The 26205-nt window shown below is 38.6% G+C and carries 15 protein-coding genes and 1 tRNA gene; 15 read left to right on the top strand and 1 reads right to left on the bottom strand.

What is annotated here, in order from left to right; genetic code table 11:
* Positions 1-25 precede the first annotated feature (25 nt).
* From I6F45_RS12700 to I6F45_RS12690, 3 genes are all read left to right on the top strand, one after another.
* A tRNA-Glu gene (locus I6F45_RS12700) sits at positions 26-101 on the top strand.
* 282 nt (positions 102-383) lie between these two features.
* Complete coding sequence (locus I6F45_RS12695) at positions 384-3251, top strand: M16 family metallopeptidase (protein ID WP_197160692.1); 2868 nt, start codon at positions 384-386, stop codon at positions 3249-3251.
* A 250-nt stretch (positions 3252-3501) separates the two neighbouring features.
* Positions 3502-3768 carry a DksA/TraR family C4-type zinc finger protein gene (locus tag I6F45_RS12690; RefSeq protein WP_165729482.1) on the top strand — a complete coding sequence of 89 codons (267 nt, stop codon included), beginning with the start codon at positions 3502-3504 and terminating at the stop codon, positions 3766-3768.
* 55 nt (positions 3769-3823) lie between these two features.
* On the opposite strand, the gene gloA is transcribed toward I6F45_RS12690, so the two are convergent.
* Positions 3824-4225: a lactoylglutathione lyase gene (gene gloA / locus I6F45_RS12685; RefSeq protein WP_165729483.1), complete on the bottom strand. Its 402-nt coding sequence runs from the start codon at positions 4223-4225 to the stop codon at positions 3824-3826.
* Positions 4226-4871: 646 nt separating this feature from the next.
* On the opposite strand from gloA, the gene I6F45_RS12680 reads away from it, so the two are divergent.
* From I6F45_RS12680 to I6F45_RS12625, 12 genes are all read left to right on the top strand, one after another.
* Entirely contained in the window at positions 4872-5750 is an 879-nt protein-coding gene (locus I6F45_RS12680) for an NAD(P)-dependent oxidoreductase (protein WP_008170302.1), read from the top strand.
* 148 nt (positions 5751-5898) lie between these two features.
* On the top strand, positions 5899-8157 hold the full coding sequence (locus I6F45_RS12675) for a polysaccharide lyase 6 family protein (RefSeq protein WP_197142556.1): 2259 nt from the start codon (positions 5899-5901) through the stop codon (positions 8155-8157).
* A 5-nt stretch (positions 8158-8162) separates the two neighbouring features.
* A complete protein-coding gene (locus tag I6F45_RS12670; RefSeq protein ID WP_197160690.1) occupies positions 8163-10373 on the top strand; it encodes a heparinase II/III domain-containing protein in 2211 nt (736 codons plus the stop codon).
* A 5-nt stretch (positions 10374-10378) separates the two neighbouring features.
* Positions 10379-10723 carry a cupin domain-containing protein gene (locus tag I6F45_RS12665; RefSeq protein WP_002962963.1) on the top strand — a complete coding sequence of 115 codons (345 nt, stop codon included), beginning with the start codon at positions 10379-10381 and terminating at the stop codon, positions 10721-10723.
* Between the two features lie 2 nt (positions 10724-10725).
* Positions 10726-12033 carry an MFS transporter gene (locus I6F45_RS12660; RefSeq protein ID WP_007585328.1) on the top strand — a complete coding sequence of 436 codons (1308 nt, stop codon included), beginning with the start codon at positions 10726-10728 and terminating at the stop codon, positions 12031-12033.
* Positions 12034-12107: 74 nt separating this feature from the next.
* Complete coding sequence (locus I6F45_RS12655) at positions 12108-13040, top strand: sugar kinase (RefSeq protein WP_197119998.1); 933 nt, start codon at positions 12108-12110, stop codon at positions 13038-13040.
* A 428-nt stretch (positions 13041-13468) separates the two neighbouring features.
* On the top strand, positions 13469-14086 hold the full coding sequence (gene eda, locus I6F45_RS12650) for a bifunctional 4-hydroxy-2-oxoglutarate aldolase/2-dehydro-3-deoxy-phosphogluconate aldolase (RefSeq protein ID WP_007585331.1): 618 nt from the start codon (positions 13469-13471) through the stop codon (positions 14084-14086).
* Between the two features lie 14 nt (positions 14087-14100).
* Positions 14101-15183, top strand: coding sequence for a class II fructose-bisphosphate aldolase (gene fbaA / locus I6F45_RS12645; protein WP_007585332.1), 1083 nt, complete (start codon positions 14101-14103; stop codon positions 15181-15183).
* A complete protein-coding gene (locus tag I6F45_RS12640; RefSeq protein WP_010555334.1) occupies positions 15180-16142 on the top strand; it encodes a class 1 fructose-bisphosphatase in 963 nt (320 codons plus the stop codon). The genes fbaA and I6F45_RS12640 overlap by 4 nt, the downstream gene beginning before the upstream one ends.
* A gap of 462 nt (positions 16143-16604) precedes the next feature.
* Positions 16605-19337, top strand: a complete 2733-nt coding sequence (locus I6F45_RS12635; RefSeq protein ID WP_165741881.1) for a poly(beta-D-mannuronate) lyase — start codon at positions 16605-16607, stop codon at positions 19335-19337.
* A gap of 325 nt (positions 19338-19662) precedes the next feature.
* Positions 19663-22695 (top strand): TonB-dependent receptor, encoded by a 3033-nt coding sequence (locus I6F45_RS12630; RefSeq protein ID WP_165741808.1) that lies wholly within the window; start codon positions 19663-19665, stop codon positions 22693-22695.
* Positions 22696-23221: 526 nt separating this feature from the next.
* On the top strand, positions 23222-26185 hold the full coding sequence (locus tag I6F45_RS12625) for a TonB-dependent receptor (protein ID WP_197160688.1): 2964 nt from the start codon (positions 23222-23224) through the stop codon (positions 26183-26185).
* Positions 26186-26205 lie beyond the last annotated feature (20 nt).

Genomic DNA, 26205 nt, shown 5'->3' with positions numbered 1-26205 from the left:
AGTTGTCCTAGTGACACATTTATGTGTCCCCATCGTCTAGAGGCCTAGGACACCGCCCTTTCACGGCGGTAACAGGGGTTCGAATCCCCTTGGGGACGCCACTTACTATTTTAAGTATTGTATAAAGCAGTGTTACATAACACTCTATATGCACGATGTTATTAAGAGTATCAATCTCTTAGCTATATCATTTACTACTTAGATAGGGAAGTGCAGTGTTATTAGAATAAAACCACAAATTAACACCCTCATTTCACACTTCATTTTTATATCAATCTATTTACACTTTGTTACAAAACCAAGCCCATAATCGCTCCATACTCCTTGTTGTACTTTTAATTAGTCTTTAAACTCATTGAGTTAATTTAAATATGGACTAAAAAATGAAACTCACAAAAATTGCACTTGCTGTTTTACTTGCATCAGGGTTGGCTGCATGTAATAGCTCAACTCAAGCTGTTGATAAAAATATTGTTACAGAAACATCAATTCCTGGCGTTACACTTATTGAATCAGTGAAATCTAATGCAGGTGAAATCAACATACCGTATAAAAAATATAAACTAGATAACGGTTTAACTGTAATTGTGCATGAAGATCATTCAGATCCCTTAGTACACGTTGATGTAACATACCACGTTGGTTCTGCTCGCGAAGAGTTGGGTAAGTCAGGCTTCGCTCACTTTTTTGAGCATATGATGTTTCAAGGTTCAGAGAATGTTGCTGATGAGGAACATTTTAAAATAATATCTGAAGCAGGCGGTACTTTAAATGGTACAACTAACTCAGATAGAACAAATTATTTTGAAACAGTACCTGTAAATCAATTAGAAAAAATGTTGTGGCTAGAAGCTGATCGAATGGGCTTTTTACTCGATGCTGTAACCCAAGAAAAATTTGAAGTACAACGCGAAACAGTAAAAAATGAGCGCGGCCAACGTGTTGATAATCGCCCTTATGGTCGTTTAGGTGAACGTGTTGCTCAAGCGATGTATCCAGATGGTCATCCATATTCATGGCCAGTAATTGGTTTTATGGACGATCTTAATCGCGTAAATGTAAATGATTTAAAAGCATTCTTTTTAAAGTGGTATGGTCCTAATAATGCAACGCTTACTATTGGTGGCGATATCAACGCTAATGAAATACTGCCATTAGTTACTAAATACTTTGCACCAATTCCAAAAGGCCCTGAAATCCCTACAGTAGAAAAAACAGCTGTAACACTCAATGCTGATAGATATATTTCAATGGAAGATAAGGTACATTTGCCTTTATTAAGTATGAGTTTCCCAACGACTTACGCTCGCTCTGAAGATGAAGCACCTCTTGATATACTTGCTGAAATATTGGGTGGTGGTAATAATTCACTACTATACAAAAACTTAGTTAAAACTCAACTTGCTGTTCAAGCAAGTGCAAATCATCCATGCCAAGAGTTAGCGTGTTCAATTAGTCTTTATGCTTTACCAAATCCTACAGCAGGGAAAACGTTAGCTGATATGGAAAAAATCATTCGTGATTCATTTGTTGAATTTGAAGAGCGTGGCGTTACACAAGATGATTTAGATAAAGTAAAAGCTAAAATAGAATCTGGTGCAATTTTTGGTCTGCAAAGCGTATCAGGAAAAGTCTCTCAACTAGCCGCGTCAGAAACGTTTACAGGTAACCCAAATTCAGCTAAAGATGAGATTGCACGTTATAACAAAGTTACAAAAGCTGATGTTATGCGTGTTTTTAATCAATATATCAAAGGTAAATCTGCCGTTATTATGAGTGTTGTACCAGAAGGGCAAACTCAACTTATAGCTGCTCCAGATAACTTTACCCCTAAAACGCATGACTTTGGTGGCCCGTCTACAACTTCTGCCGATGATTTAGTAGCGAGAAGAGCTGTTGATACGTTTGATCGAAGTGTACATCCAGTAGCAGGTGCAAACCCTGCCGTTGATGTGCCTGCACTTTGGCAAACTAATACCGCAAACGGTATTAAAATATTAGGCACTCAGAGTACCGAAACTCCAACGACTGCTATTTTCATTAAAGTCCCGGGTGGATTATATAATGAGCAAGCTAGTAAAGTGGGTTTATCATCAATAACTGCATCGTTAATGAGCGAGTCAACGCAAAACTACACTACAGAGCAGATGAGTAACGCGCTTGAAAAACTAGGTAGCCAGGTAAGTATCTACTCAGATAAAACACATACAAATGTGTATGTTTCTAGCTTAACCAAAAATGTAGATGCAACGCTAAAGCTTGTAGAAGAAAAGTTATTTAAACCAGCATTTAATGCAGATGACTTTGAGCGTAATAAAAAGCAAATCATTCAAAATATTCAACATTCAATGAAGGATGCTGGGTATTTAGCATCTAATACATATAGTAAATTACTATATGGCAACAATATAGCTGCACTTCCAAGTACTGGAACGCTTAATAGTATAGAGGCTATTACACTTGCTGACGTTAAAGCTTTTTATAACGCAAACTTTAAACCGCAGGGCGCTCAAGTAATTATTGTTTCTGATTTAAAAGAGTCAACAATTGAACCAAAAGTTAAAGCTACACTTACAAATTGGAAAGGTAAATCGAGCTTAGTAGCGGTTGATTTCAGTGAACCTAAAGTAGAAACTAATGTAATTTATTTGGTCGATAAACCAGACGCTCCTCAATCAGAAATTCGTATAGGTAAACGCGATATGGTTGAAGATATTACAGGTGAGTTTTTTAAAGCTAACTTGATGAACTTTGCACTTGGTGGCACGTTTAATAGCCGTATCAATCTAAATTTACGAGAAGATAAAGGCTACACTTACGGTGCTCGCTCTCGTTTCTGGGGTGATAAAACATCAGGTGGCTTTACCGCTTCTGCAGCGGTGAGAGCCGACTCTACTGCAGCGTCTATTACAGAGTTTACTAATGAGCTTAATAACTATGCTCAAAACGGTGTCACTGATGAAGAGCTTATGTTTATGCGTAAGGCTATCAATCAAAAAGATGCGCTTAAATACGAAACGCCTAATGCAAAACTTGGCTTTTTAGCACAAATATTAGAATTCGATTTAAAACCTAGCTTTGTAAAAGAAAGGAATGAGATTGTTAGCAATATCAGCAAAGAAGAAGTTAACGCCTTAGCTAAAAAACACTTAAATACTAAAGACATGATTTATTTAGTAGTGGGTGATGCTAAAACACTTCGTCCAGAGCTCGAAAAATTAGGTATGAAGGTTGTTGACTACAGTCTTTAATATTTAAATAAATCATTGGAATTATAAAGCAGCTTTTTTAGCTGCTTTTTTTTGCCTAATTGTAGAGTGTTGAATTTTTTGTGAAAAATAGATTACAAGGAGCAACTACAGCATCTTTCTTTAGATATAAAATATAGTTTTATAGCTTAAACCTTCAAAGAACATCACATTCCTAGCTTTTTTATTCAGTACTTATAAAGATTCGATTTGGTAGCATAAATTTAAACATCCAACTTTATTAGGAGGATTTATGGCAAGTGGATGGGCACGAGACGGTGCAATTCAAGATCAAATTGATGCGAGTGTTAATGACGCCGTACAGTATGCAAGAAGCAATTTAATATCTGGCGCAAGTGCAGAGTTATGTGATGAGTGCGATGAGGAAATCCCACAAGCACGAAGGCTCGCGTTACCAGGAGTGCGCTATTGTGTTGCATGCCAAGCTGCAATAGAAGGTAATGGTGCTAGCGCTAAATCGTTTAATAGACGTGGCAGTAAAGACAGTCAGTTGCGTTAAAAGGTGCTAAAAAGCACCTTTTTTAATTTAAACTAGCACCCATAACTTACATAACTTAAAAGTTACTCATGTCATCTTTTTTCTGAATAAGTTCTATTGAATAACCGTCAGGGTCTTTTACAAAAGCAATTTCAGTAGTACCGCCTTTTACAGGCCCAGGTTCACGACTAACATTACCACCGGCTGCCTTAATATCAGCACAGGCTTTGTAAATATTATCAAATTCGATGGCTATATGGCCATAAGCATTACCAAGGTCGTAGCTATCCTCATCCCAGTTATATGTCAATTCTAGGACTGTCGTGTCCTTCTCATCTCCATACCCAATAAAAGCCAATGTATATCGATACTCGTCATTGTCTGCGCGTCGTAACTCTTTCATACCTAATACTTCAGTATAAAAAGCAATTGATTTGTCTAAATCCGCTACACGCAGCATAGTATGTAATAAACGCATTATTCAGTTCCTTTAGTGATTTTTCAAAGTTCAGTATATTTTTAACTAAGCGCTATTATTAAGCGCATTTTGTGGTTTTTATATGTATTAGCCATATATGTAGGCGTTACGTACAAATCACAACCTCAATACCATTTAGAGTCGGAAGCTGTTCACGTATGGTCTTTATAATTTCACCAATAACATCAATTGTAAATTACCAATTAATGAACCATTTTATTGAATTTTGCATATTTAAATAAAGAACACTCAATTATTGGTCAACCTATTAGTATAAAAAAGTTACTGATTGTTCAACAAAATTTAACCTATGTCTGATTGGGTTTTTCATATCTAACTCTTTGTTTTTGATTGGTATTAAATTTATTTGTATGTAATTTGTAAAAATATGGGATTTACTTGGTTAACTTATTGGTTGACAAAAAAGGTGTATGGTAATACAGTTTTTGCATACCAATTGGTAAGTTGCTTGGTTTGAGTGAATACAATGTATTGGTAATTAATCAGAGTTACGTTTTGCACAGGTTAATTTATAAATAACTCAAGCTTAAAGTTACTCTACAAATTGAAACAAAGACACAGCGTATTTTAGAGTAGATTTTACTTGTTCTTATAAAAGTATGCGCCACATATTTAGGAGTTATTCATGTCAAAACCAGTCATCGGTTTCATCGGCTTAGGCTTAATGGGCGGCAACATGGCCGAAAATTTACAAAACAAAGGCTATGAGCTAATTGTTATGGACCTTAGCAAAGATGCGGTTGCAGCATGTGTTGCTAGAGGCGCAAAAACAGCAAGCACTGCTAAAGAGCTAGCTGAAGGTTCAGATATTGTTATGTTTTGTCTTACAACTTCTGCCGTTGTAGAAAAAATCATTTATGCAGAAGACGGTATCCTAGCGGGTATTAAAGAAGGTGCAGTATTAGTTGATTTTGGTACTTCTATCCCATCATCTACTAAAAAAATTGGTGCTGATTTAGCAGCTAAAGGCGCAGGCATGATTGATGCTCCTCTTGGTCGTACACCAGCACATGCTAAAGATGGCCTTTTAAACATCATGGCTGCAGGCGATATTGCTACATTCAATAAAGTTAAACCAGTACTGGAAGATCAAGGTGAAAACGTTTTCCATCTTGGCGAGCTAGGTGCAGGTCATACAACTAAGCTTATCAACAATTTCATGGGCATGACTACAGTATGTGCTATGTCACAAGCATTTGCAGTTGCAGAGCTTGCTGGTGTTGACCGTCAACAACTTTTTGACATCATGTCGACTGGTCCATCTAACTCACCGTTTATGCAATTTTGTAAAAACTATGCAGTTGATAATGTTAGTGACCTTGGTTTCTCGATTGCTAATGCAAACAAAGATTTAGGCTACTTCCTACAAATGGTAGAAGACCTAGGTACTGAATCAAAAATCGCTGAAGGTTCATCAGCTAACCTACAAGCAGCGTTTGACGCTGGTATGGGTCAAGGTAACGTTCCTGAAATTTTTGATTACTTCAAAAAGTTAGAAAAGTAATACTTCTCGACCTTATTGAGCGCTTTAGGCTTTTAGCTTAAGGCGCTTTAACACACATGACACCAATTGACTAAAGTCTTTGTGCAATGTCAGCTTTTTAAAATTCTGATGAAGCACTACTTTCAGTCACAACGAAAAAGAGTTAACTATGCGTTTGATTAACACAATAAAGCTTAGTCTAGTTCTCATCGGTTGCATATCCACACAAATAGCGGCCAAAGATTATTTTGTAGAAAGTAAACAAGCTTTTAATGATATCGCAGCTAATCTAGTTGCTGGCGACAAAGTAGTACTTAAAAATGGTACTTGGTCTGACTTCGAAATCCTACTTGAAGGCCAAGGTACAAAAAACTCTCCTATTTTATTGACCGCTGAAACTAACGGCAAAGTAATTTTATCGGGTCAATCTAACCTAAGACTTGCAGGTAAATACCTTGAGGCTTCTGGCTTAGTATTTAAAGACGGCTACACACCGAGCTCAGCTGTAATAGAATTTCGTAAAAACAAAAATGAATTAGCCTACAACTCACGAGTAACAGAAATTGTAATTGATAATTACAGTAATCCAGACAAACGAGAGTCTGATTATTGGGTTGCATTATATGGACAACATAACCGCTTTGATCATAGTCATTTAGTTGGCAAACGAAATAAAGGCGTGACAGTTGCTGTTCGTTTAAACACTCAAGCAAGCCAAGAAAACTATCACCGTATAGATAATAACTATTTTGGCTACCGTCCAACTTTTGGTTCAAACGGTGGTGAAACACTTCGTATTGGTACTAGTCATTACTCATTAACTGATTCACATACATTGGTAGAAAATAACTACTTTGAACGCACCAATGGTGAAGTAGAAATTGTGTCGGTTAAGTCAGGTAAAAACATCCTTCGTAATAACGTATTTTATGAAGCGCGCGGTACATTAACGCTGCGCCATGGTAACGGTAACCTAATAGAAGAAAATATATTTATTGGTAATGGTGTTGACCACACCGGTGGTATCCGCGTTATCAATAAAGACCAAATTGTAAGAAATAACTACCTACAAGGTCTAACAGGGTATCGTTTTGGCAGTGGTTTTACTGTGATGAACGGCGTACCAAATTCATCTATAAATCGTTATCACCAAGTTGAAAATGCGACAATTGAAAACAACACATTTATAAATGTGCGTCATATTCAACTTGCCGCAGGTAGCGATGCTGAGCGTAGCGCTGCACCTAAAGATAGCGTAATGAAAAATAACTTAATCATAAATCAAGATGGTGAACAGCCATTTACAACATTTGATGATGTAAGCGGGCTGGTACTAAGTAACAACATTGCTGATACAAAAGTACTTTCTGAGCTAACGTACGGTGTAAAAAAAGAAAAAATCACGCTTAAAAAAGCAAGTAATGGTCTACTTTACCCAACATCTAAAAGTTTAAATGTAGGTGCAAAGCGCGATTTAAAAGTACTTAAAAAAGAAGATACCGGTGTTAGCTGGTATGCAAAAGTACCTGCTTTAGTTGATTTTGATTCTGGTAAGACACATTCTGTTAAAGCTGATGTAAGTGCATTACTAGATGCTATTGATAATGCACAGTCGGGCGATGTTCTAGAACTAGCGCCTGGCCAGTATGATGTTTCTAAACTGGTTAAAATTGATAAAACGTTGACAATTAAAGCGAAGCAGAACACAAAGTCTAAACTTACTTTTCAACGTTCTACCTTGTTTGAAATACATGATGGCGGCAGCTTAAAACTAGATGGTTTATCTATTTCAGGTGAAAACGCGCCAGATGCAATAGGTAACAGCATTGTTCGTACGCAAAAATGGGGTATGGTTGATAATTACCGCTTTGTAATGACCAACTCAGAGTTAAATGCTTTAGATATTAATCATTCATTCCATTTCTTTATCACTGGTAAAGGTGCAATGGCTGATGAAATTATTCTTACAGGTAATACCTTTAATACAGTAACAGGTGACATTTTACGTCTAAATACTGAAATTGAAGACTTAGGTGTTTATAACGCGGAATACGTTATTGTAAATAATAATACATTTAATGATGTGCAAGGTGGTGTACTTAAGCTTTACCGCGGTGGTACTGATGAAAGTACATTTGGCCCTCATTTTGAAATGACAAATAACACGCTTAATAACGTTGGCCTTGGTAAGCGTAACAAAGAGCAAGCGAGCATTTATGTTCACGGTGTTCAGGTTACTAATATCAAAGATAATAAATTTGTTAAATCTGCTCCTATTGTTGTAGAGCACACAGTAGGCGAGCCTAAAACTGAAATCTCAGACAATACATTTGATGTAACTAAAGCACCAAGTGTTAAAGAACTAAGAGTTAAAGGCCCACATACAGCAGTATTAAAAAATAACAACATTTTAAATAAGGCAGGGTAAATACTATGTACTTATTAAAATGCCAAACAGGTTTTAAAATAGCGGCTGTAGCAGCACTTACATTACTTACATCATTGGGTGCGCATGCAGCGCACCCAAACTTAGTAATTACTACTGATGACGTAAGTCATATGCGTCAAGCAATAGGCAGCGAAGGTAAATTTTCTACTGCGTTTGAGCTATTAAAAGCGCAAGTAGACGAACAAATAGCTCAACCAATTGCGGTACCTGTACCAAAAGATGGTGGTGGTGGTTATACACATGAACGCCACAAGAAAAATTACCAACTTATGTACAACGCGGGCATTATTTATCAATTAAGCCAAGATGATAAATACGCAAACTATGTACGTGATATGTTGCTTGAGTATGCAAAATTATACCCAACGCTTGGTCTGCATCCAAAACGTAAAATGGACTCGCAAAATCCAGGTAAGTTTTTTTGGCAAAGCCTAAATGAAGCAATGTGGCTTGTGTACACAATACAAGCTTATGATCTAATTCATGACTCGTTAAATGCCGATAACATTAAAACAATCGAGGATGACTTACTACGTCCTGTTTCGTTGTTCACATCAGTAGGCCAACCCTCTACATTTAATAAAGTACACAACCATGGAACATGGGCAACAGCGGGTGTTGGCATGGCCGGGTATGTATTAGGCGAATCTGAGTGGGTAGAAAAATCATTATACGATTTAGAAAAGTCGGGTAAAGGAGGCTTTATTAAGCAGCTAGAGATGCTGTTTTCACCACAAGGTTACTATAACGAAGGTCCTTACTATCAACGCTTTGCACTATTACCCTTTGTAACGTTTGCTAAAGCGATTGAAAACAACGAACCACAACGAAAAATCTTTGAATATCGCGATGGCATATTATTAAAAGCGATTGATACGACGATTCAACTTAGCTACAACGGTTTGTTTTTCCCAATTAACGATGCAATAAAAAGTAAAGGTATCGATACTATTGAGTTAGTTAATGGTGTAACGGCAGCATATGGCTTAACCAACGATGCGGGTTATTTAGATATTGCTAAGCAACAAGACCAAATAATTCTCTCTGGTGATGGACTAAAAGTAGCTCAAGCACTTGATAACAACATGGCAAAACCTTATTCGTTTAAATCTGTTGCCTTCGGCGATGGTAATGACGGTAAACAAGGTGCTCTAGTTGTAATGAGAACGCAGGTAGGTGGCGATCAAGCGCTACTATTTAAACCTGCTGCACAAGGCTTAGGTCACGGTCATTTTGATAAACTAACATGGCAATTTTACGACCACGGTAATGAAATTGTATCTGATTATGGCGCAGCACGTTTTTTAAATGTAGAAGCTAAATATGGCGGTCGTTATTTACCTGAAAACGAAACTTATGCTAAACACACGGTTGCGCACAATACGGTAGTGGTTGACGAAACAACGCATTTTAATGCAAATGTTGAAGTAGGAAATAGTAATTACCCTACACTTAACTTTTTCGAAACGAATGAATACGGCACGGTTTCAAGCGGCGAAATAAGCACAGCTTATAAAGGCGTTGATCTTGAACGTACGCTTGCACTTATTAACTTACCAGAGCTTGAAAGCACCGTTGCACTTGATATATTTGATGTTGCTGCAAATAAAGCGCATCAACTTGACTTGCCTTTGCATTATAAAGGTCAGCTTATAGATACCAGCTTTGAGTTAAAAGCAAATGCAACACAACTGTCTGCATTAGGTACTAAAAATGGCTACCAGCATCTATGGCTTAAAGCTCAAGCGCAACCTCAAAGTGGTTTAGCTAAAGTAACGTGGTTAAACGAAAATGGTCGCTTTTATACGCAAACGAGTTTGGTTAAAGGTGATGAGTCTTTCTTGTTTACTCAAATAGGCGCAAACGACCCTGATTTTAACTTACGCAACGAAAACGGTTTTATTCGTCGTGTTGAGGGTCAAAAGCATCATAAATTTATATCTGTATTAGAGCCTCACGGTGAATACAATCCAAGTAAAGAATATACGTTAGAAGCTGTTAGTAGAGTTACAAAGCTTGAATATAGTCAGCAGGGCGATTTAACACTTGTTGAACTTGATATTAAAGGCAAGTCATATTTAGTGGCTATTAATAAAGCACCAACCTCAGCTAAAAATACATTCAATTATCAAAATAAAGAGTTCACTTTAAATGGCCGATTAGGCGTTTATATGATGAACAATAATCAGGAGTAAATAGGATGCAAAAGCAAAGCGCAAACTTTTCATTTGGCAACGAGACCGAAATTGAAGATTTAGGAAATGGTCTAAAACGTCAAATGCTAGGTTATAACGAAGAGCTAATGGCTGTTAAAATTTGGTTTGAGAAAGGGGCTATTGGTTATAACCATGCTCACAGACATTCTCAAGTAACGTATGTTGTTGAAGGTGAGTTCCACTTTAACATTGATGGCGTAACTAAAATCTTAAAACCGGGTGATAGCTGCTTAATCCCACCATTTGCTGATCATGGAGCTACCTGCCCAACAGGCGGAATCCTGATTGATACTTTTAGCCCAGCGCGTGAAGACTTTCTTGAGGATTAATTATGCAACTTAAAGGCTTACGTTGGTGGGTTATAGCGCTAATTGCGCTAGCTACCATTATTAACTATATCGACCGTCAAGCACTTAGTGTGCTTTGGCCGGACATCGTTGAAGATTTATTTCCTGATGAATCAGCGCTAGAACGCAAACAAATATACGCTAATATTTCAATTGTGTTTGTATTTGCTTATGCATTTGGTCAAGCCATATTTGGTAAAATATTTGACTGGGTAGGCACACGCTTCGGTTTTGTTTTATCGATAGGTGTTTGGTCTATTGCAACAGTTGCGCATGCATTTGCACAAGGTGTTCTTAGTCTTAGTATTTTTCGCGCTATCTTAGGTGTAGCAGAAGCCGGTAACTGGCCGGGCGCAGCTAAAGGTAATGCTGAATGGTTTCCAACTAAAGAGCGTGCCTTAGCACAGGGTATTTTTAACTCTGGCGCTGCTATTGGCGGTATTATTGCTATTCCTTTAATTGCTTATTTAACTATCTACTTTAGCTGGCAAATGGTGTTTGTTTTTGTTGGTGTATTAGGCTTTCTTTGGTTAGTGCCTTGGTTAATTTTAGTTAAAGCGCCGCCTAGCTCTCACCCTTGGCTTACAGCTGAAGAACGTGAATACATTTTAACAGGTCAAAGACGTGTTGATGATAACGGCGATGTAACAGGAGAAGACGAAGAAGAATATAACCCATCTACAGCCGAACTACTTTCTCGTAAACAAAGCTGGGGTGTAATTATTGCCTCTGCTGCAATTGACCCTATTTGGTGGTTATTTGTTTTTTGGATTCCAATTTACTTAAACGAAGTATACGGCATGGATGTTAAGTCTATTGGTATATACGGTTGGGTTCCTTATGTTGGCGCAATGTTTGGCGCATGGTTTGGTGGCTTATTGGCTCAAAACCGACTTAAAGCAGGCTGGAATACAGATAAAACACGTAAGCTAACTATTACGCTGGGTTGTTTAATTATGCTACCTGCGTTACTTGCAATGGCAAATCCAGGTGGACCAACAACTGCGGTACTAATTATGGCTGTTATCTTATTTGGTTTTCAAACTGCAATTGGTAACGTGCAAACGCTACCAAGTGATTTACTAGGTAAAAAAGCAGTGGGTACACTGTCAGGTTTCTCTGGTATGGCGGCAAAACTTGGCGCTGTAGGCCTTACATCGCTTGTGCCTATTCTTACTGCTGATGGTAACTATACGCCAGCATTTGTTATTGGTGCTTCTTTAGCCATTATAGCAATGGCAGCTGTTTGGATTTTAATTCCAAAAATAGAACCTCTTAAAAAGCCTCAATAATCTAGATAATAACTGCTATGCCAACATGTTTTGTATAAGCGCATAGCAGTTAACTACATAGGGTAACTTCCAAGATGAAAAATATTTACTTTATCGGTGAATGCATGGTCGAGCTTAGAGCTATGAGCGCAGCCACACTTCACCAATCATTTGCAGGCGATGTTTATAATTCTGCAGTGTATTTAAAACGTTGCTTCCCGCAGGTTACTACCTCGGTTGTTACGGCTTTAGGTCAAGATAATTTAAGTAAAAAAATGCTTGAGCGCTTTGAAAGTGAACAAATAAGTACACAACTCGTATTTGCTCACGATACCAAAGTACCCGGCATGTATTACATAGAAACAGATGAGCATGGTGAGCGTAGCTTTATTTATTGGCGTAATGATTCTGCAGCTAAAAAGGTTGTTGATTTTTTAGATGCTGATGCACTCGAGCAGCTTAGCCAAGGTGATATGTTTTTCTTTTCAGGAATTTCATTAGCAATAATTGAAGAAAGTGCACGCGAGCAATTTTGGAAAGTGGTAAAGCAGCTTAAAGATGCAGGGGTTAAAATAGTTTTTGATCCTAACTACAGAGCGCGTTTGTGGAATAGTGTAGAGGAAACTAAAGAGCAATATCATTTAGCCTTTACGCTTGCAGATATTACCCTTCCAGGCGTTGAAGATTTAACAACACTTTATGACGTACATAGCGTAGAAGCGGTTGTTGAATATTTAAAACCTTACCAAATTGAAGAAATTATTGTTAAAAATGGCCCTGAATCGGTAGTGACCAAAGAGGGCGATACGCTTCAAAGCCACACTATAATACCGGTAACAAACGTTGTAGATACTACCTCTGCAGGCGATGCCTTTAACGGTGTTTACTTAGGTGCTCGTTTATCTGATAAATCAATTTCAAATGCTGTACAACTTGCTGCAAAAGCGGCAGGTGCTGTTATACAACAGCCAGGCGCCATTGCTCCAAAAGATATATTTCAGCTAGCAATGATTGAAGCTGGTATTTGATACCAATTTTATTAAAAACATGATCACCTTAGCGTATTAAATAACTCACTAACTACGTTAAAAATTATTTATATAGAACAACTATGTATCATAATTTTAGCCTTGTTATTGAGCTGTTTTCTTGTCGCTATAATAGATCATTAATTTAATGCAATTGGTATAACAAAATAATTAACCTGAACTCTGGTTAAGAGATTTACTAACATATTGAATCATGGTGATATTTAAAATTATTTTCTCTAGCTAGAGATTTTCAGTGAAAACAAGGCGAATTTACGCGTCAATAGCGGGCCTATTGCAAGTAAATTCAACGCAGTTAGCGCTGAAAATAGCTGCTTGAGATAGATTTATTATCTAGAGTTCAGGTTAATCAAACATTAAAGGCCGCCATACCTCGGCCGCATTACTTTTTATAAAGGAACAACGTTATGACTCGCTTTTCTGAACTTATGTCAGGACAAACACTGCTACCTATAATTCAAGCTGATACGCCAGAGCAAGGTGTTCAAATAGCGAAAGCTATGGCTAACGCTGGCCTTACTTTAGTTGAAGTAGTACTAAGAACAGAGGCTTCTTTAGAAGCATTAAAAGCTATTAAGGCACAAGTGCCAGAGCTAAAAGTCGGTGCGGGTACAGTCATAAATACTGACATTTTAGAGCAAGCACTTGAAGCGGGTTCTGACTTTATTGTAACGCCAGCGGTTTCTCCTGCATTACTTACAGCACTTGCTAAATGTAATGTGCCGGTACTTCCTGGTGTATCAAACACCGGTGATATTTTAATGGCACTTGAATATGGCTTTGAAGAGCAAAAATTATTCCCGGCTTCGCTTGCCGGAGGAGCACCTTTTGTATCAGCTGTGTCGTCAGTATTTAGAGCAGTCAGCTTTTGCCCTACAGGCGGCGTTAGCGAAAGTAACAAAATGGACTATCTTTCTTTAAATAATGTATTCGCCGTTGGCGGTACTTGGATAGCGAAAAAAGAGTGGGTTGAACAAGAAAATTGGCAAGCAATTACTGATTCTTGTATCCAGGCTTTAAAATAGAAAGGATTTCATAAATGAATTATTTAGCCCCAACAATACTGCCAGGCGTAATCGTTGGCGATGAAGTAAGTGCTGTGTATGAACATGCGCGTACTAATCAATATGCGTTGCCAGCGGTAAATGTTGTTAGTACAACATCTATAAATGCAACGCTAGAAGCTGCTAAAAAGAAAAACTCGCCCGTTATTATTCAGCTTTCTAATGGTGGAGCTCAATTTTTTTGTGGTAAAAGCTTATCTTTACCAGAGCAACAATCAGCAGTGCTTGGGGCGGTAAGTGCTGCAAGATATGTACATTCAGTGGCAGCACATTATGAAGTAGCAGTGATGCTTCATACTGATCACGCAGCTAAAAAGCTACTACCTTGGATTGATGGTTTGCTTGATGAAGGTGAAAGACACTTTGAACTGACTGGCAAACCACTGTTTAGCTCGCATATGATTGATTTGTCAGAAGAGCCTTTAGAAGAAAATATCGAAATTTGTGAACGTTACTTAACGCGTATGGCAAAAATAGGGATGACGCTTGAAATTGAGCTTGGCTGCACGGGCGGCGAAGAAGACGGTGTTGATAACTCACACCTAGACAGCTCTTCTTTATACACTCAGCCTGAAGATGTTGCATTTGCTTACGAACGTTTAAGTCGTATTAGCCCTAATTTTATAATTGCAGCGTCTTTTGGCAATGTTCACGGTGTATATAAGCCGGGTAACGTTGTTCTTACACCAACTATTTTAAAAGATTCACAAGCTTACGTATCAGAAAAATTTAATCTACCAAGCAACTCAATTAACTTTGTATTTCATGGTGGTAGTGGTTCTGAGTACGATAAAATTGCAGAGTCTTTAACCTATGGTGTAGTTAAAATGAATATTGATACCGATACGCAATGGGCGTGTTGGACAGGTATTTTAGACTACTACAAAGATAACCAAGCATACCTACAAGAGCAAATTGGTAACCCTGATGGGGATGATAAGCCAAACAAAAAATACTATGACCCTCGCGTATGGTTGCGTCATTCAGAGCAAAGTATGGTTGCAAGACTAGAGCAATGCTTTGACGATCTAAATTGTGTAAATAGGTATAGCGCATGAAAAGACTAAATACAGTATTAAAAGAAGACGGTGTAGATACCGATCTTATTTTACTTATTCGCACAATTTTAGCGACCAGTAAAGAAATTGCTTTTCGAGTAAGCCAAGGTGAATTAGCCGGTGTTTTAGGTTCAACATTGAATGAAAACATCCAAGGTGAAGTTCAAAAAAAGCTAGATGTAATTGCAAACCAACTACTTAAAGACATACTACTTGACGACAGCAGCGTTCGATCAGTTGCATCAGAGGAAGAAGATCATGCGGTAGGTGGCCATCCTGAAGGTAAGTTTATTGTTGCTTTTGACCCACTAGATGGCTCTTCTAATATTGATGTTAATGGGCAAATAGGCACTATATTTACTATTTACTTAGCCCGTGATGATGTTGCCTTCGACAGCGACGAGCAATTTAGTCAGCCTGGTGTAAATCAAGTATGTGCAGGCTATGTGTTATACGGCCCTTCATCATTACTTGTAATGAGCACTGGCGGTCCAACGCGTTGTTATACATTAGATTCAACGCATGGCGGTTATCTACTGACAAATAAGCAGTTAAGTGTGCCAGAGCAGAGTCGTGAATTTGCCGTTAATATGGCTAACTACCGTTATTGGGACGAACCGACACAAGTGTATTTTGATAAATTGCTTTACACCTGTGAAAGCTTTGAAAAAAGCTCAATGCGTTGGAATGCAGCGATGGTAGGCGACGTTCATCGTATTTTATGCCGAGGCGGGTTATTTTTGTATCCGCAAGATAAACGCAGTGGTAACGATAACGGAAAAATAAGACTGCTTTATGAAGCAAACCCGTTAGCGCTTTTAGTTGAAAACGCAGGTGGTAAAGCAACCTCTAGAGGAACGCGTATTTTAGATATTGCGCCAACTAGCTTGCATCAACGTGTGCCTGTTGCTTTGGGCTCAAATGAGCCTGTAGAGTTTTATAATAACGCTATTTTATAAACCAGTACTTAATAAAAAAGGGGCAAGAAAATAGCCCCTTTTTTACCCTTATTTTTCATTCTCTCTGTAAATAATCCTTTTTATACAAACTCACTTCATTTCTTAATTTTCTTATAGTCTTCAAATAAGAATACTTCATATATATTAAATAAATCTGATTTACTTAACCCCATGTAAAACCAATTTTTTACTCTAAGGTTATGTATTTTCGCAGTAATTGTGCATGATTGAATTCAATTTTTGACCTGCGATAACAGTGCAGGGTTAACTTTATGTTTATTTGTTGTTATTTAATTGGGTGGATGTAGTGGAAAAAGTTATTTTATTATGGTTATATTACCAAGTTGGTTAACAATTTATTTGCAATTTAAATGAATTTGGTAATAAACGCATGATTTATTTGGTAACACACACAATAGATAACCAAATATTAAAACCATAAATTTGGAGAATAGAGCCACCATGAAATTAAAACATTTTGCGCTATGCGCTATTGCAGCTGCAATAGTTGGTTGTGACACAAACTCAAACAACAATGACAACAACTTGGGCTCTATTGCTCTTAGTGGAACGGTTACAAGCGGACAAACATTAACAGCTGAAGTTAGTGACCCTGATGGTATCTCAGGTGACGTGACTTACTATTGGTATGCAGATGGTGAGGCAATTACAGGTGCAAATAGCGCTTCGTTTACACTGACTGACGATCAGATAGGGTTACCAATTACAGTTCAAGGGCTTTATACCGATGATGGCGGTATTAATGAATCGCATATTACAGATCCAACCGCAGATGTTGCCGCAATCGCATTCCCTGCAAGTTTAACTATTACGGGCGACGCTCTAGTTGGTTCGCAACTAACAGCCAATGTAGCTGACGAAAATGGCTTTGATGGCGATACAGTAACTTATAAATGGTTTGCTGATGACATAGAGATTGCAGATGAGGCACTTTCAACGCTCACGTTAACAGACGCACAGTTTGGTACAGTTATAACAGTTAGTGCATCTTTTGAAGATAGCCGTGGGTTTAACGAGTCTGTGACTTCAACGGGTACAGAGGTTGTAGCACGAACAAACTCAGAAGGCGAAGTTACAATTAGTGGCACGCCAACCGTTGGTAATATATTAACAGCAGAAGTTGCTGATACCGACGGGGCAACAGGAGATATTACTTACCAATGGCTTGCTGACGCACAAGAGATAGATGGCGCAACACAAAGCACCTTTACAGTTGATGCATCACTTTTAGGTCAAAAGATAAGTGTTCAAGTTGCTTACACAGATGATAATGGATTTATCGAGGATAATACATCAGAGGAAACAATTGCTGTTTCTGCTGTTGCGGTTGACGAAGCCGGTAGCGTCGCCATTATGGGCGTAGCGCCTTATTTGACAAGTGGCGAGTTAACCGCTGAGATAACTGATAACAACGGTGTTGAAGAGGCAAACGTTACTTATACTTGGTCTGCTGATGGCGTTGAAGTAGCCGACAGTAATAGTAAAACATTTACACCTTCTGCTTACGCTGGCTCAATAATGTCGGTAAAAGCTACGTATACAGATAACGATGGTTTTGCGAGTGAGGTTACAAACTCACTTGATACATTAGTTTACACACAATTAGTTAGTAACCCTGAAGCACTCCTTGGTGCTATAAGTGGTGGTTTAGCTGATGGTGATGTTATTGGCTTAAACACCGGTGTTTATGCTGATATGGACGCAGTTTTATTAACCAGTGCAGTAACGCTTCGCGCTGTAGAAGGTCAAACTCCTGTACTTAGCGGTGAAGTATGTGTGCATGTAGCTGCTGGAGTAGATGGCGCTGGATTAACAGGGCTTACCTTTAAGAATATAGATACTAAAGCGGGTGCATTTTGTGAAACCGAAGAAGGTGCTGTTATTTACTCAGAAGGGGATAACTTTACTTTTTCGCAAAACACGATGGATGGAGAAGAAGCTACACTCAATAACTCTGAATACCATTGGCTGATGATAAAAGGTCAAAGCGCGTTGGTTGAGCGAAATACATTCTCTAATCGAAATGTAGCAGAAAAAGGGTCTGTGATAAAAATATCATCATCAAGCTCTGATCACGTTATTCAATATAATTTATTTAGTGACAGTGATAATCCAAACTTTGGTCAATCAAGTTTATATTTAATCAATGCAGGTAGCACAACGGGTAGCGGTGCAGCTGATAACGCAAACTTTACTATTCAGTATAACCGCGTAGAAAACTTTGTAACAGGTCGTCGTTTAATGCGTGTACAAACTTCTGGTGCAACCATCAAAGGCAATACAATCGTAAATCCTAATGGGGGTATTTCACTAGAAGATGGTGGCTTCAACAGTGTTACAGATAACGTTATTATTCGAACTACCGATATTGCAAGCTCTGATGATCGCCCAGCGGGTATATTAATTACACCACTTGGTCACACCGTAAGTAACAACTACATTGCAGGTATTCGTTCTGGTAATAAAGAAGCGGGCGGTATTGTATTTACAGCTAACCCATTTTCGCAAGATGATGGTGGTGTACCAAATTCAGGTAATCAGGCAGTGCTTGATAGTGCCGGAGACTTTACACTAAATGTAACAAACAATACGGTTTTGAACTCGCAGCAACCTATTGTATTTAGTACAGAAATAGGCTCTAAAGCACCAACAAGTGATTGTGATGAGTTAACCGCAGCGAATGCGCCGGTGCTATACGGCCTAACCAAAAATGCGTTTGTTATCAACTTTAATGGAAATTTAATTGCAAACGGTTTAGGCGATCAAACAGACGAAGATACAATAAACAGCAGTGCTACAACTCAAGGCCTATTTTATCCAAATACACTTGATAGTGACCATGCTTTTGAATATGACTGTGACTTAATTAATCATGATAGCTCGCTGCTAAGTAACAACTTTGGTTATATGGATAGTCGAGTATCAGGCGATGCAAGCGGTGACTGGGTTGAAATTAGAAAACTAAATGGTAATGGCGCATTCGATACTGATGGTGCAATTGACCAAGACCCAGCAACTAATGGCAAAGAAGTACTTGAGTACGTTACAGCAACAAGTACGTTATTAGAAACTGACCCTGCAGGCCTTCAGGCAGAGGCGGGTGCTAAAGGTCTTCATTATATTCAATCATCTGAAGTCGGTGTTGGATCTATATGGAAAATACAAAACGATTAAATAACCAATTAATCAGTTAACTTTTAAAAGCCCCAAATTTGGGGCTTTTTTATTATTTATTAATAATCACCACACTTTTCTCAACCTACATTACCCATTTATAAACTAGTTTAGAGCGGTTTATATTCTAGTAAAAAACCTGCCTGACCTACTGGTAATGCCGCTAAGTTAAAATTGGTATACCTTATGGTAATATTAAAGCGTCAAATTGGTTGATCATCGTGCTGCGTTTAAGTATATTAACGTCAAAGGTCACATAAAATATACATAAGCATAACAAGCTAACACACTAAAATCACACAACAACAACCAGCGGAGAATTCAAATGTCGTTGAAGTCACGAGATAACAATAATTCTACAACAGGGCAGTTTGCAATGCGCCCAGTTGCAAAATGGGTAAGAACAGCGGTCATCGCAGGTATGGCAAGTTCTTGCGTATTTACAGCAAGCGCACAGGAAGATCAGGGAAAAGCGACAGAAGTTGAAGAAGACGTTGAAATAATTAGTGTTACAGGTACACGTAGAACGATTCAAGACCAAATAGCAATTAAACGTGAAGCAACAACGGTAGTTGATGGCCTGTCATCTGAAGATATTGGTGATTTACCAGCACTGTCTATCGGTGAAGCACTGGAATCAATTACAGGTGCTGCATCTCACCGTGAAAACGGTGGTGCAACAGAAATCACTATTCGTGGTCTTGGTCCATTTTTAAGTGCAACGCATATCAATGGTCGTGAAGCGACTAATGGTAGTGGTGACCGCTCAGTTAACTTTTCGCAGTTTCCGTCTGAACTTGTAAAAAAAGTAGCAATTTATAAAACGCAAGATGCGTCAATGATTGAAGGTGGTGTTGCAGGTGTTATTGCACTTGAAACTATAACTCCACTTGATTTTGGCAAGCAACGTGTATCAGCTGAAGTTAAATTAAACTACAACCCTGATGAAGGTAATGTAGATAACTCACTTCAAAGTGACGCGGGTTACCGTGGCACGTTTAGTTATGTAGACCAGTTTGAATTTGATAACGGCCAAGCCGTTGGTGTGTCTTTTGGTGTACAGCGCCAAGATATCAGCCAACCAGAAGCTGAATACAGAAGCTCTAGCCCATCAGGTTCTTCATTGTGGGCGTGTTTAAACGATCCTAATAATACCAACGAAGGTTTTTATCGCAGCAGCGCAGGTGACTGTGAAGATCAAGTAAGCGGCAGTAAAAATCAAGGTTACGATACAAAAATTGATCCTGATACAGGTAAAGCAGTAAGTGATGGGACTCCTTATGCTTGGACTGGCAGTAGCCGAAGCTACCGTCAAAACGAGACATCAGATGAACGTGATGCAATGTTTTTTGCACTGCAATATCAACCTTCAGCTGATTGGGATGTTAACTTTGATGCACAAATTTCAGATAGAACACAAAAAGAAGCACGCCACGATTTAATCTTTTTACAAAAACGTGCAACACCAGGCGTAACCGGTCCAACACTTGTTACTAATGATGTTGGCGGTATCCTTCATTGGGAAGGCGAAGAGCGAATTGAATCTGCAGGTGAGCAATTTTCTCGTGAAGAAAACTACCAAGGTTACGGCATAAATATAGAACATACAGTTACCGATAGATTAACTGTTGACTTAGATTTAGCGTATTCAAAAACAGAACGCGAAGAACTTCAAATATCTAACCGTGGTAGAACATCAGGTCGTAATTTCTTTTCTTGGGATATGGGCGATGAGATCCCTCATTTCACACTGACAGACTTTGACGTAACAGATATTTCAAACTTTACAGATAGCCTAAGAACACGACTTGACCGTGAAAATGTTCGTGAAAACGAAGTTATCTCAGCGCGACTAGATTTTGACTATACCTTAGATGGCAATGTTTTCACCAGTATTCAAGGTGGTATTAGAACATCTGAAATGACCTTCCTACAGTATGGTGGTAGCCAAGGTAACGGTTCACGAAATGAATACACACTAGACTCTGGTACTGAAGCGCTTGACGTATTACAAGGTTGTCAAATCGATTTCCCTGAATCAGGCTTTTTATCAAGTGTATCTGATGGCGATATCGTAACAAATGTTGATAGTGACGGTAACGTTGTAGATAGCGGTACAGGTTCATCATGGGCTACATACGACAACGTATGTTTCTCACAAGCTGTAGCTGGTTCTAACGCTGATGGTGTGTTTGCTTACCCAGAAGTTGAATATGAAAATGCAGGTACAATTGATGTAACAGAAAAAACCACATCAGTGTACTTAATGGCGAATTACGATACTGAAATGTTTGGTAAATTCATTCGCGGTAACTTTGGTCTTCGTATTGTAGACACAGAAGTAACTTCGATTGGCTTTAGAAATAGCTTTGACGTAGTAACAAGCGACACCGGTGTACTTTCTCTGGTTGAATCTGATAATGGTTCATTGGATAAAATAAAAAGCGGTGGTGACTACACGAAGTATTTACCAAGTTTTAACCTAGTTATTGACTACAGTGAAGATATTTTATTCCGTGCAGGTATATACCGTGGTATGTCACGCGCAGATCCATCTGATTTAGGTTACAGCCGTACATTCCAAGAAGATACAGAAGGTACAGCAACATCAATTAGCGATTTATTAGTGGGTGTAAATGGCTCTGGTAACCCGGACACTCAACCGCTTATGTCGTGGAACTACGATGCTGCGTTTGAATGGTACCCTAACGAAGATTCAATCTTAGCGTTAAGCTTATACTACAAACAGTTCAACGGTGGTTTTCAACAACAAACAGTAATTGAAGATTTTACTGTTGCCGGTGAAACTGTTTCATTACCAATTACTAACTCTGTTACATCAGACGATGACAGTGAAATATTAGGTCTTGAAGCTTCATTTTCTTACCGCTGGGATAACGGCATCGGTATGAAATTTGGTTACAACTATGCAGACACTGATTTTGAGTTCCAAGATAGCTTATACGGCGATACGTTTGAGACTGACGTAGATGGTAATACTACACAGTTAACTGACGGTATTATTGAGTCGGCTTCAGTACCTGGTTTCTCAAAGCATGTATTTAGCAGTCAGCTGTACTACCAAATTGGTGGATTTGATACTGCTGTTATTTACAAATATCGTAGTGAGTATTTCCAACCATATACTACAAATGGTACTCGACTTCGTTATGTTGATGGCGTAGGCGTATGGGAAATGCGCGCATCATACAAAATTGATGAGCACTTTAGAGTTAAAGCAGAAGCAATTAACTTGTTCAGTGCACCTAAATCACAAGACTTCTTTGTTGAAGGTAACTTAGGTGAAGTGAATGACTACGGCCCACGTTTATTCTTAGGTTTAAGCTACAAGCTGTAATAATAGTTAAACATTAGATCACATTAAAAAGGCGGTTTTACCGCCTTTTTTGATCCCTAAATTCTTCAATTTTATATTTTCGATAACACTAACAGACAGTACTTAAAAAAAACTCACTCCTAAATTACGCTACTTGACTAAAAACAATTAAATTGGTTAACCAATAATGCTGTTTATTCAGCACGCCCAACATCATCGGTTTCTCCTGCCTAAATTATTTCATTTTTAAAACGATAACTATTCTAACCTTTGTTATTGACAGCCCTATTTCTAATAGAATTTAAAAACTATAAATAACATCAACTTAAAATGTAAGTTTTGCTTTTAACTTGAAATTTAGTTAGGTTTTTCTATTTTGGTAATAACATATTGCATAATATTTGATCTAAATTCATTACCAAAAGGTTGACCTTTGTAGGTGTGGGTGTAAATATAAAGTTAAGACTTTGTAATAAGAAAGGGCTTTTAATAAAAACAATAAAGTAGCTGGTTAAACATAGCATTTCACACACACAGGAAAAAAACTATGAGTCACAAGTTATCTAAAATTACACTGGCAGTTATATCGGCAACCGCACTTGGTATGTCTTTGTCTACACAGGCGCAAGAAGCTCCAAAAAAAGCTGCAGACGATCTTGAGGTTATCGAGGTTTCAGGTATTCGACAATCGCTTACAAATGCGCTTGCACAAAAGCGTTCAGCAGATAGCCTTGTTGAAATTATCGAGGCTGTAGATATTGGTAAGCTACCAGATCAAAACCTCGCAGAAGTACTTGAAAACGTAACCGGGATTCAAATTACTCGTGAAGCAGGGGTAGGTACGGGTGTTCAAATTCGTGGTACCAATGCTAATCGTACAGAAGTGAACGGCGTATCAACAGTTGGCTCAGGGTCTGGACGAAGTGGCATTAGTTTTGAGGATGTATCAGCTGCAATTATCTCTGGTGTAGAAGTAATTAAGTCACCAGAAGCAAAAACAATCGAAGGCTCTGTGGGCGCAACAATAAACCTTAAAACAATTCGCCCGTTACAGTTAAATGAAACTCTAGGCTCAATTAGAGTTCAAGGTGAAGATAGTAGCTTATCAACAGATGGAGTGACTCCTAGGGTATCAGGTGCTTGGGGTGATAACTGGGAGCTTGATTCGGGCGGTAAGTTTGGTGTTGTATTTAGTGGTAGTTACAGTGAGCAAGACGTAACCGCATTTCGTCCTCGCGCAGATAGAGATAATTCGGTAGCCGCTGATAGTGGTGCTGCAAGTGCACAATCGTTTGATTTTCTACCAGTACAATTTTTAATTCAAGATTACGATAATTACGAATACGAGACAAAAAACTTCGCAGGTACATTTGAATATGCACCAAACGATAATATGAAATTCTTTTTTGATGCAGTTGTTAACGATCAAGAGCGCCGCCAAGAAAGCTCAAGAGTACAAGCATCTGGCCTAAGTGATCTTAGAAATGTATCAATACCGAGTGAATTTGAAACAGTTAATTTTGGTTCACTGGACGGACAAAACCTAGGCAGCATACAAGCGGCTGTAAGAGGCGTTATTCCGGTTGAAGATGGTGGTGGCGATCCTAACTTGCGTTTTTCTAGCGATACTAATTCACGCATCACAAAGAGCAAAATATTCAGAATAGGGGGCGAATGGCAAGGCGATAGATTATTTGCAAGTGTTGAAGCCTCAACCTCTCGTTCTGATTCAACTACACCAAGCTTTAATACAACGCTTAATTTTATAAATCCAAATGTTGCTACTAATTCGTCAAATGAAAACGGGACTCCTTTTGAGTATGATCTTACAGGTGATGCACTTACGTTTGGGATTGCAACGGGGGAGGCAAACGCGCCAACAATGGCTCAATTACTCGACCCTGCAAATGTTGTTCTACGTGACGTAAACCAAGGGCAAGATGAGTCAGAGAATACAGAAGATGCGTTTCGTACAGATTTTACATATTACTTAGATGATGTAATAACGTCAGTCGATTTTGGTTACCGCTATAGTAAAACGAGTAGTGTGTCGGATCAAGTTCGCTCTAACGTTGGTTTAAGAAATATGGCTGATAGCCCAACGGGTGATTTATTTGCACAATTATTAACAGCGGGCCCAGATAACTTTAACGATGGTGATGGGCGAGCACTCTATATTCGTGATTTCTTACTTATAAACCCAGAGCTTGCATCCTCTGATCCACAAGCCGTATTAGCAGCGCTTAACCAAGCGATTGAAGCTAATAATGCAATAACGGGTTCTGATCGCGGTCCAATAAGCTCACCAACGTCTCAAGTAAATGCATTTTTTGATATTGAAGAAGAAACACATGCCTTATATGGACAAGCAAATTTTGAGTATGGCATGTTTCGCGGTAACTTTGGCCTACGTTATTTAGAGACTGAAGTTACATCGCTAGGTAACTCTGTTACTCAAGATGGAAGTGGCAACGAACTGGTTACTCAGCTAACGTCAAAAGGTGATTACGATTTCTTTTTACCTCGATTCAATTTAGCCGCGAATGTAAGTGAAGATGTGATTGTTCGTTTAGGTTGGTCAAAAGATATTAGACGCCCAGATTTTGATGACCTATCTACATCTGTTACGTTTGGCACAAGCCCTAATAGTGCCGTTTCAATTGGTAATTCAGGCTTAGCACCAGAAGAAGTAACCTCTTTCGATATATCCACAGATTGGTATTTTGCACCCGCTGCTTTGTTAAGTGTGGGGTACTTTCATAAAACACGTAGCGATTTGCACGTTACACAACAAGTTGACCCATTTGAAGACCCAAGCACAGGCTTTCGCGATACAAATGGTCCAGAGTGTGAAGGCGGCGGCATATTTAACCCAATTGCTGACATAAACGTATTTGGCCCAGATGCTGGCGTAGGGTTATGTGTACCAACACAAACTACTATTAATGACTCTGGTGAAACAACACAGCAAGGTATTGAGCTTGCAGCTCAATACGACTTATCAAGTTTTGAAAAAGAGCTAGGTTGGGCATCAGGTTTTGGTGTGGTTGCTAACTATACCTATCAAGAATTTTCTGGTGGTGAATCATTTGACACTGCAACGAGTCGTGCAAATGCCGTTTTTGCATTAACAACCGGTAACCCGGATGCAGACATAAGTGCTAAGCAATCACTCATTGATCTGTCAGAAAACGCATATAACATTACATTTTATTATGAGAAATACGGTCTATCTGCTCGAGCGCGTTACACGTGGCGCGAAGGGTACCGTTCAACTGACTTTGGTAGCACCTCGAGCTTTCCATGGGGTTTCCCTGTTGTACAAGAAGACAGAGGGCAGCTTAATGCCAGCATAAGTTATGATGTGAACGATCAGCTAAATATCGGTATTGAAGCCGTTAACTTAACTGAATCAGAAGTTAGCCAGTCTTGTGTTAACGAAGGTGCTTTACTTTGTTTCCAAGGTATTACAGACCGCCGTATTACATTTGGCGCAAGCTATAGATTTTAAACGTTATAGTTAAATCGAGT

Origin of the sequence: Pseudoalteromonas sp. SWYJZ19, from assembly GCF_015864375.1 — a bacterium.
GTDB lineage: Bacteria > Pseudomonadota > Gammaproteobacteria > Enterobacterales > Alteromonadaceae > Pseudoalteromonas > Pseudoalteromonas arctica.
Note: the sequence above shows the minus strand (reverse complement) of the source record. Positions and strands in the feature narration are given on the sequence as shown.

Excerpts from the sequence above, each read along its gene's own strand:
- I6F45_RS12695 (WP_197160692.1), top strand. The coding sequence starts at position 384 with ATGAAACTCACAAAAATTGCACTTGCTGTTTTACTTGCATCAGGGTTG.
- I6F45_RS12635 (WP_165741881.1), top strand. The coding sequence starts at position 16,605 with ATGAAATTAAAACATTTTGCGCTATGCGCTATTGCAGCTGCAATAGTT.
- I6F45_RS12665 (WP_002962963.1), top strand. The coding sequence starts at position 10,379 with ATGCAAAAGCAAAGCGCAAACTTTTCATTTGGCAACGAGACCGAAATT.
- eda (WP_007585331.1), top strand. The coding sequence starts at position 13,469 with ATGACTCGCTTTTCTGAACTTATGTCAGGACAAACACTGCTACCTATA.
- I6F45_RS12655 (WP_197119998.1), top strand. The coding sequence starts at position 12,108 with ATGAAAAATATTTACTTTATCGGTGAATGCATGGTCGAGCTTAGAGCT.
- I6F45_RS12670 (WP_197160690.1), top strand. The coding sequence starts at position 8,163 with ATGTACTTATTAAAATGCCAAACAGGTTTTAAAATAGCGGCTGTAGCA.
- gloA (WP_165729483.1), bottom strand. The coding sequence starts at position 4,225 with ATGCGTTTATTACATACTATGCTGCGTGTAGCGGATTTAGACAAATCA.
- I6F45_RS12640 (WP_010555334.1), top strand. The coding sequence starts at position 15,180 with ATGAAAAGACTAAATACAGTATTAAAAGAAGACGGTGTAGATACCGAT.
- I6F45_RS12680 (WP_008170302.1), top strand. The coding sequence starts at position 4,872 with ATGTCAAAACCAGTCATCGGTTTCATCGGCTTAGGCTTAATGGGCGGC.
- I6F45_RS12675 (WP_197142556.1), top strand. The coding sequence starts at position 5,899 with ATGCGTTTGATTAACACAATAAAGCTTAGTCTAGTTCTCATCGGTTGC.
- I6F45_RS12660 (WP_007585328.1), top strand. The coding sequence starts at position 10,726 with ATGCAACTTAAAGGCTTACGTTGGTGGGTTATAGCGCTAATTGCGCTA.
- I6F45_RS12630 (WP_165741808.1), top strand. The coding sequence starts at position 19,663 with ATGTCGTTGAAGTCACGAGATAACAATAATTCTACAACAGGGCAGTTT.
- fbaA (WP_007585332.1), top strand. The coding sequence starts at position 14,101 with ATGAATTATTTAGCCCCAACAATACTGCCAGGCGTAATCGTTGGCGAT.
- I6F45_RS12690 (WP_165729482.1), top strand. The coding sequence starts at position 3,502 with ATGGCAAGTGGATGGGCACGAGACGGTGCAATTCAAGATCAAATTGAT.
- I6F45_RS12625 (WP_197160688.1), top strand. The coding sequence starts at position 23,222 with ATGAGTCACAAGTTATCTAAAATTACACTGGCAGTTATATCGGCAACC.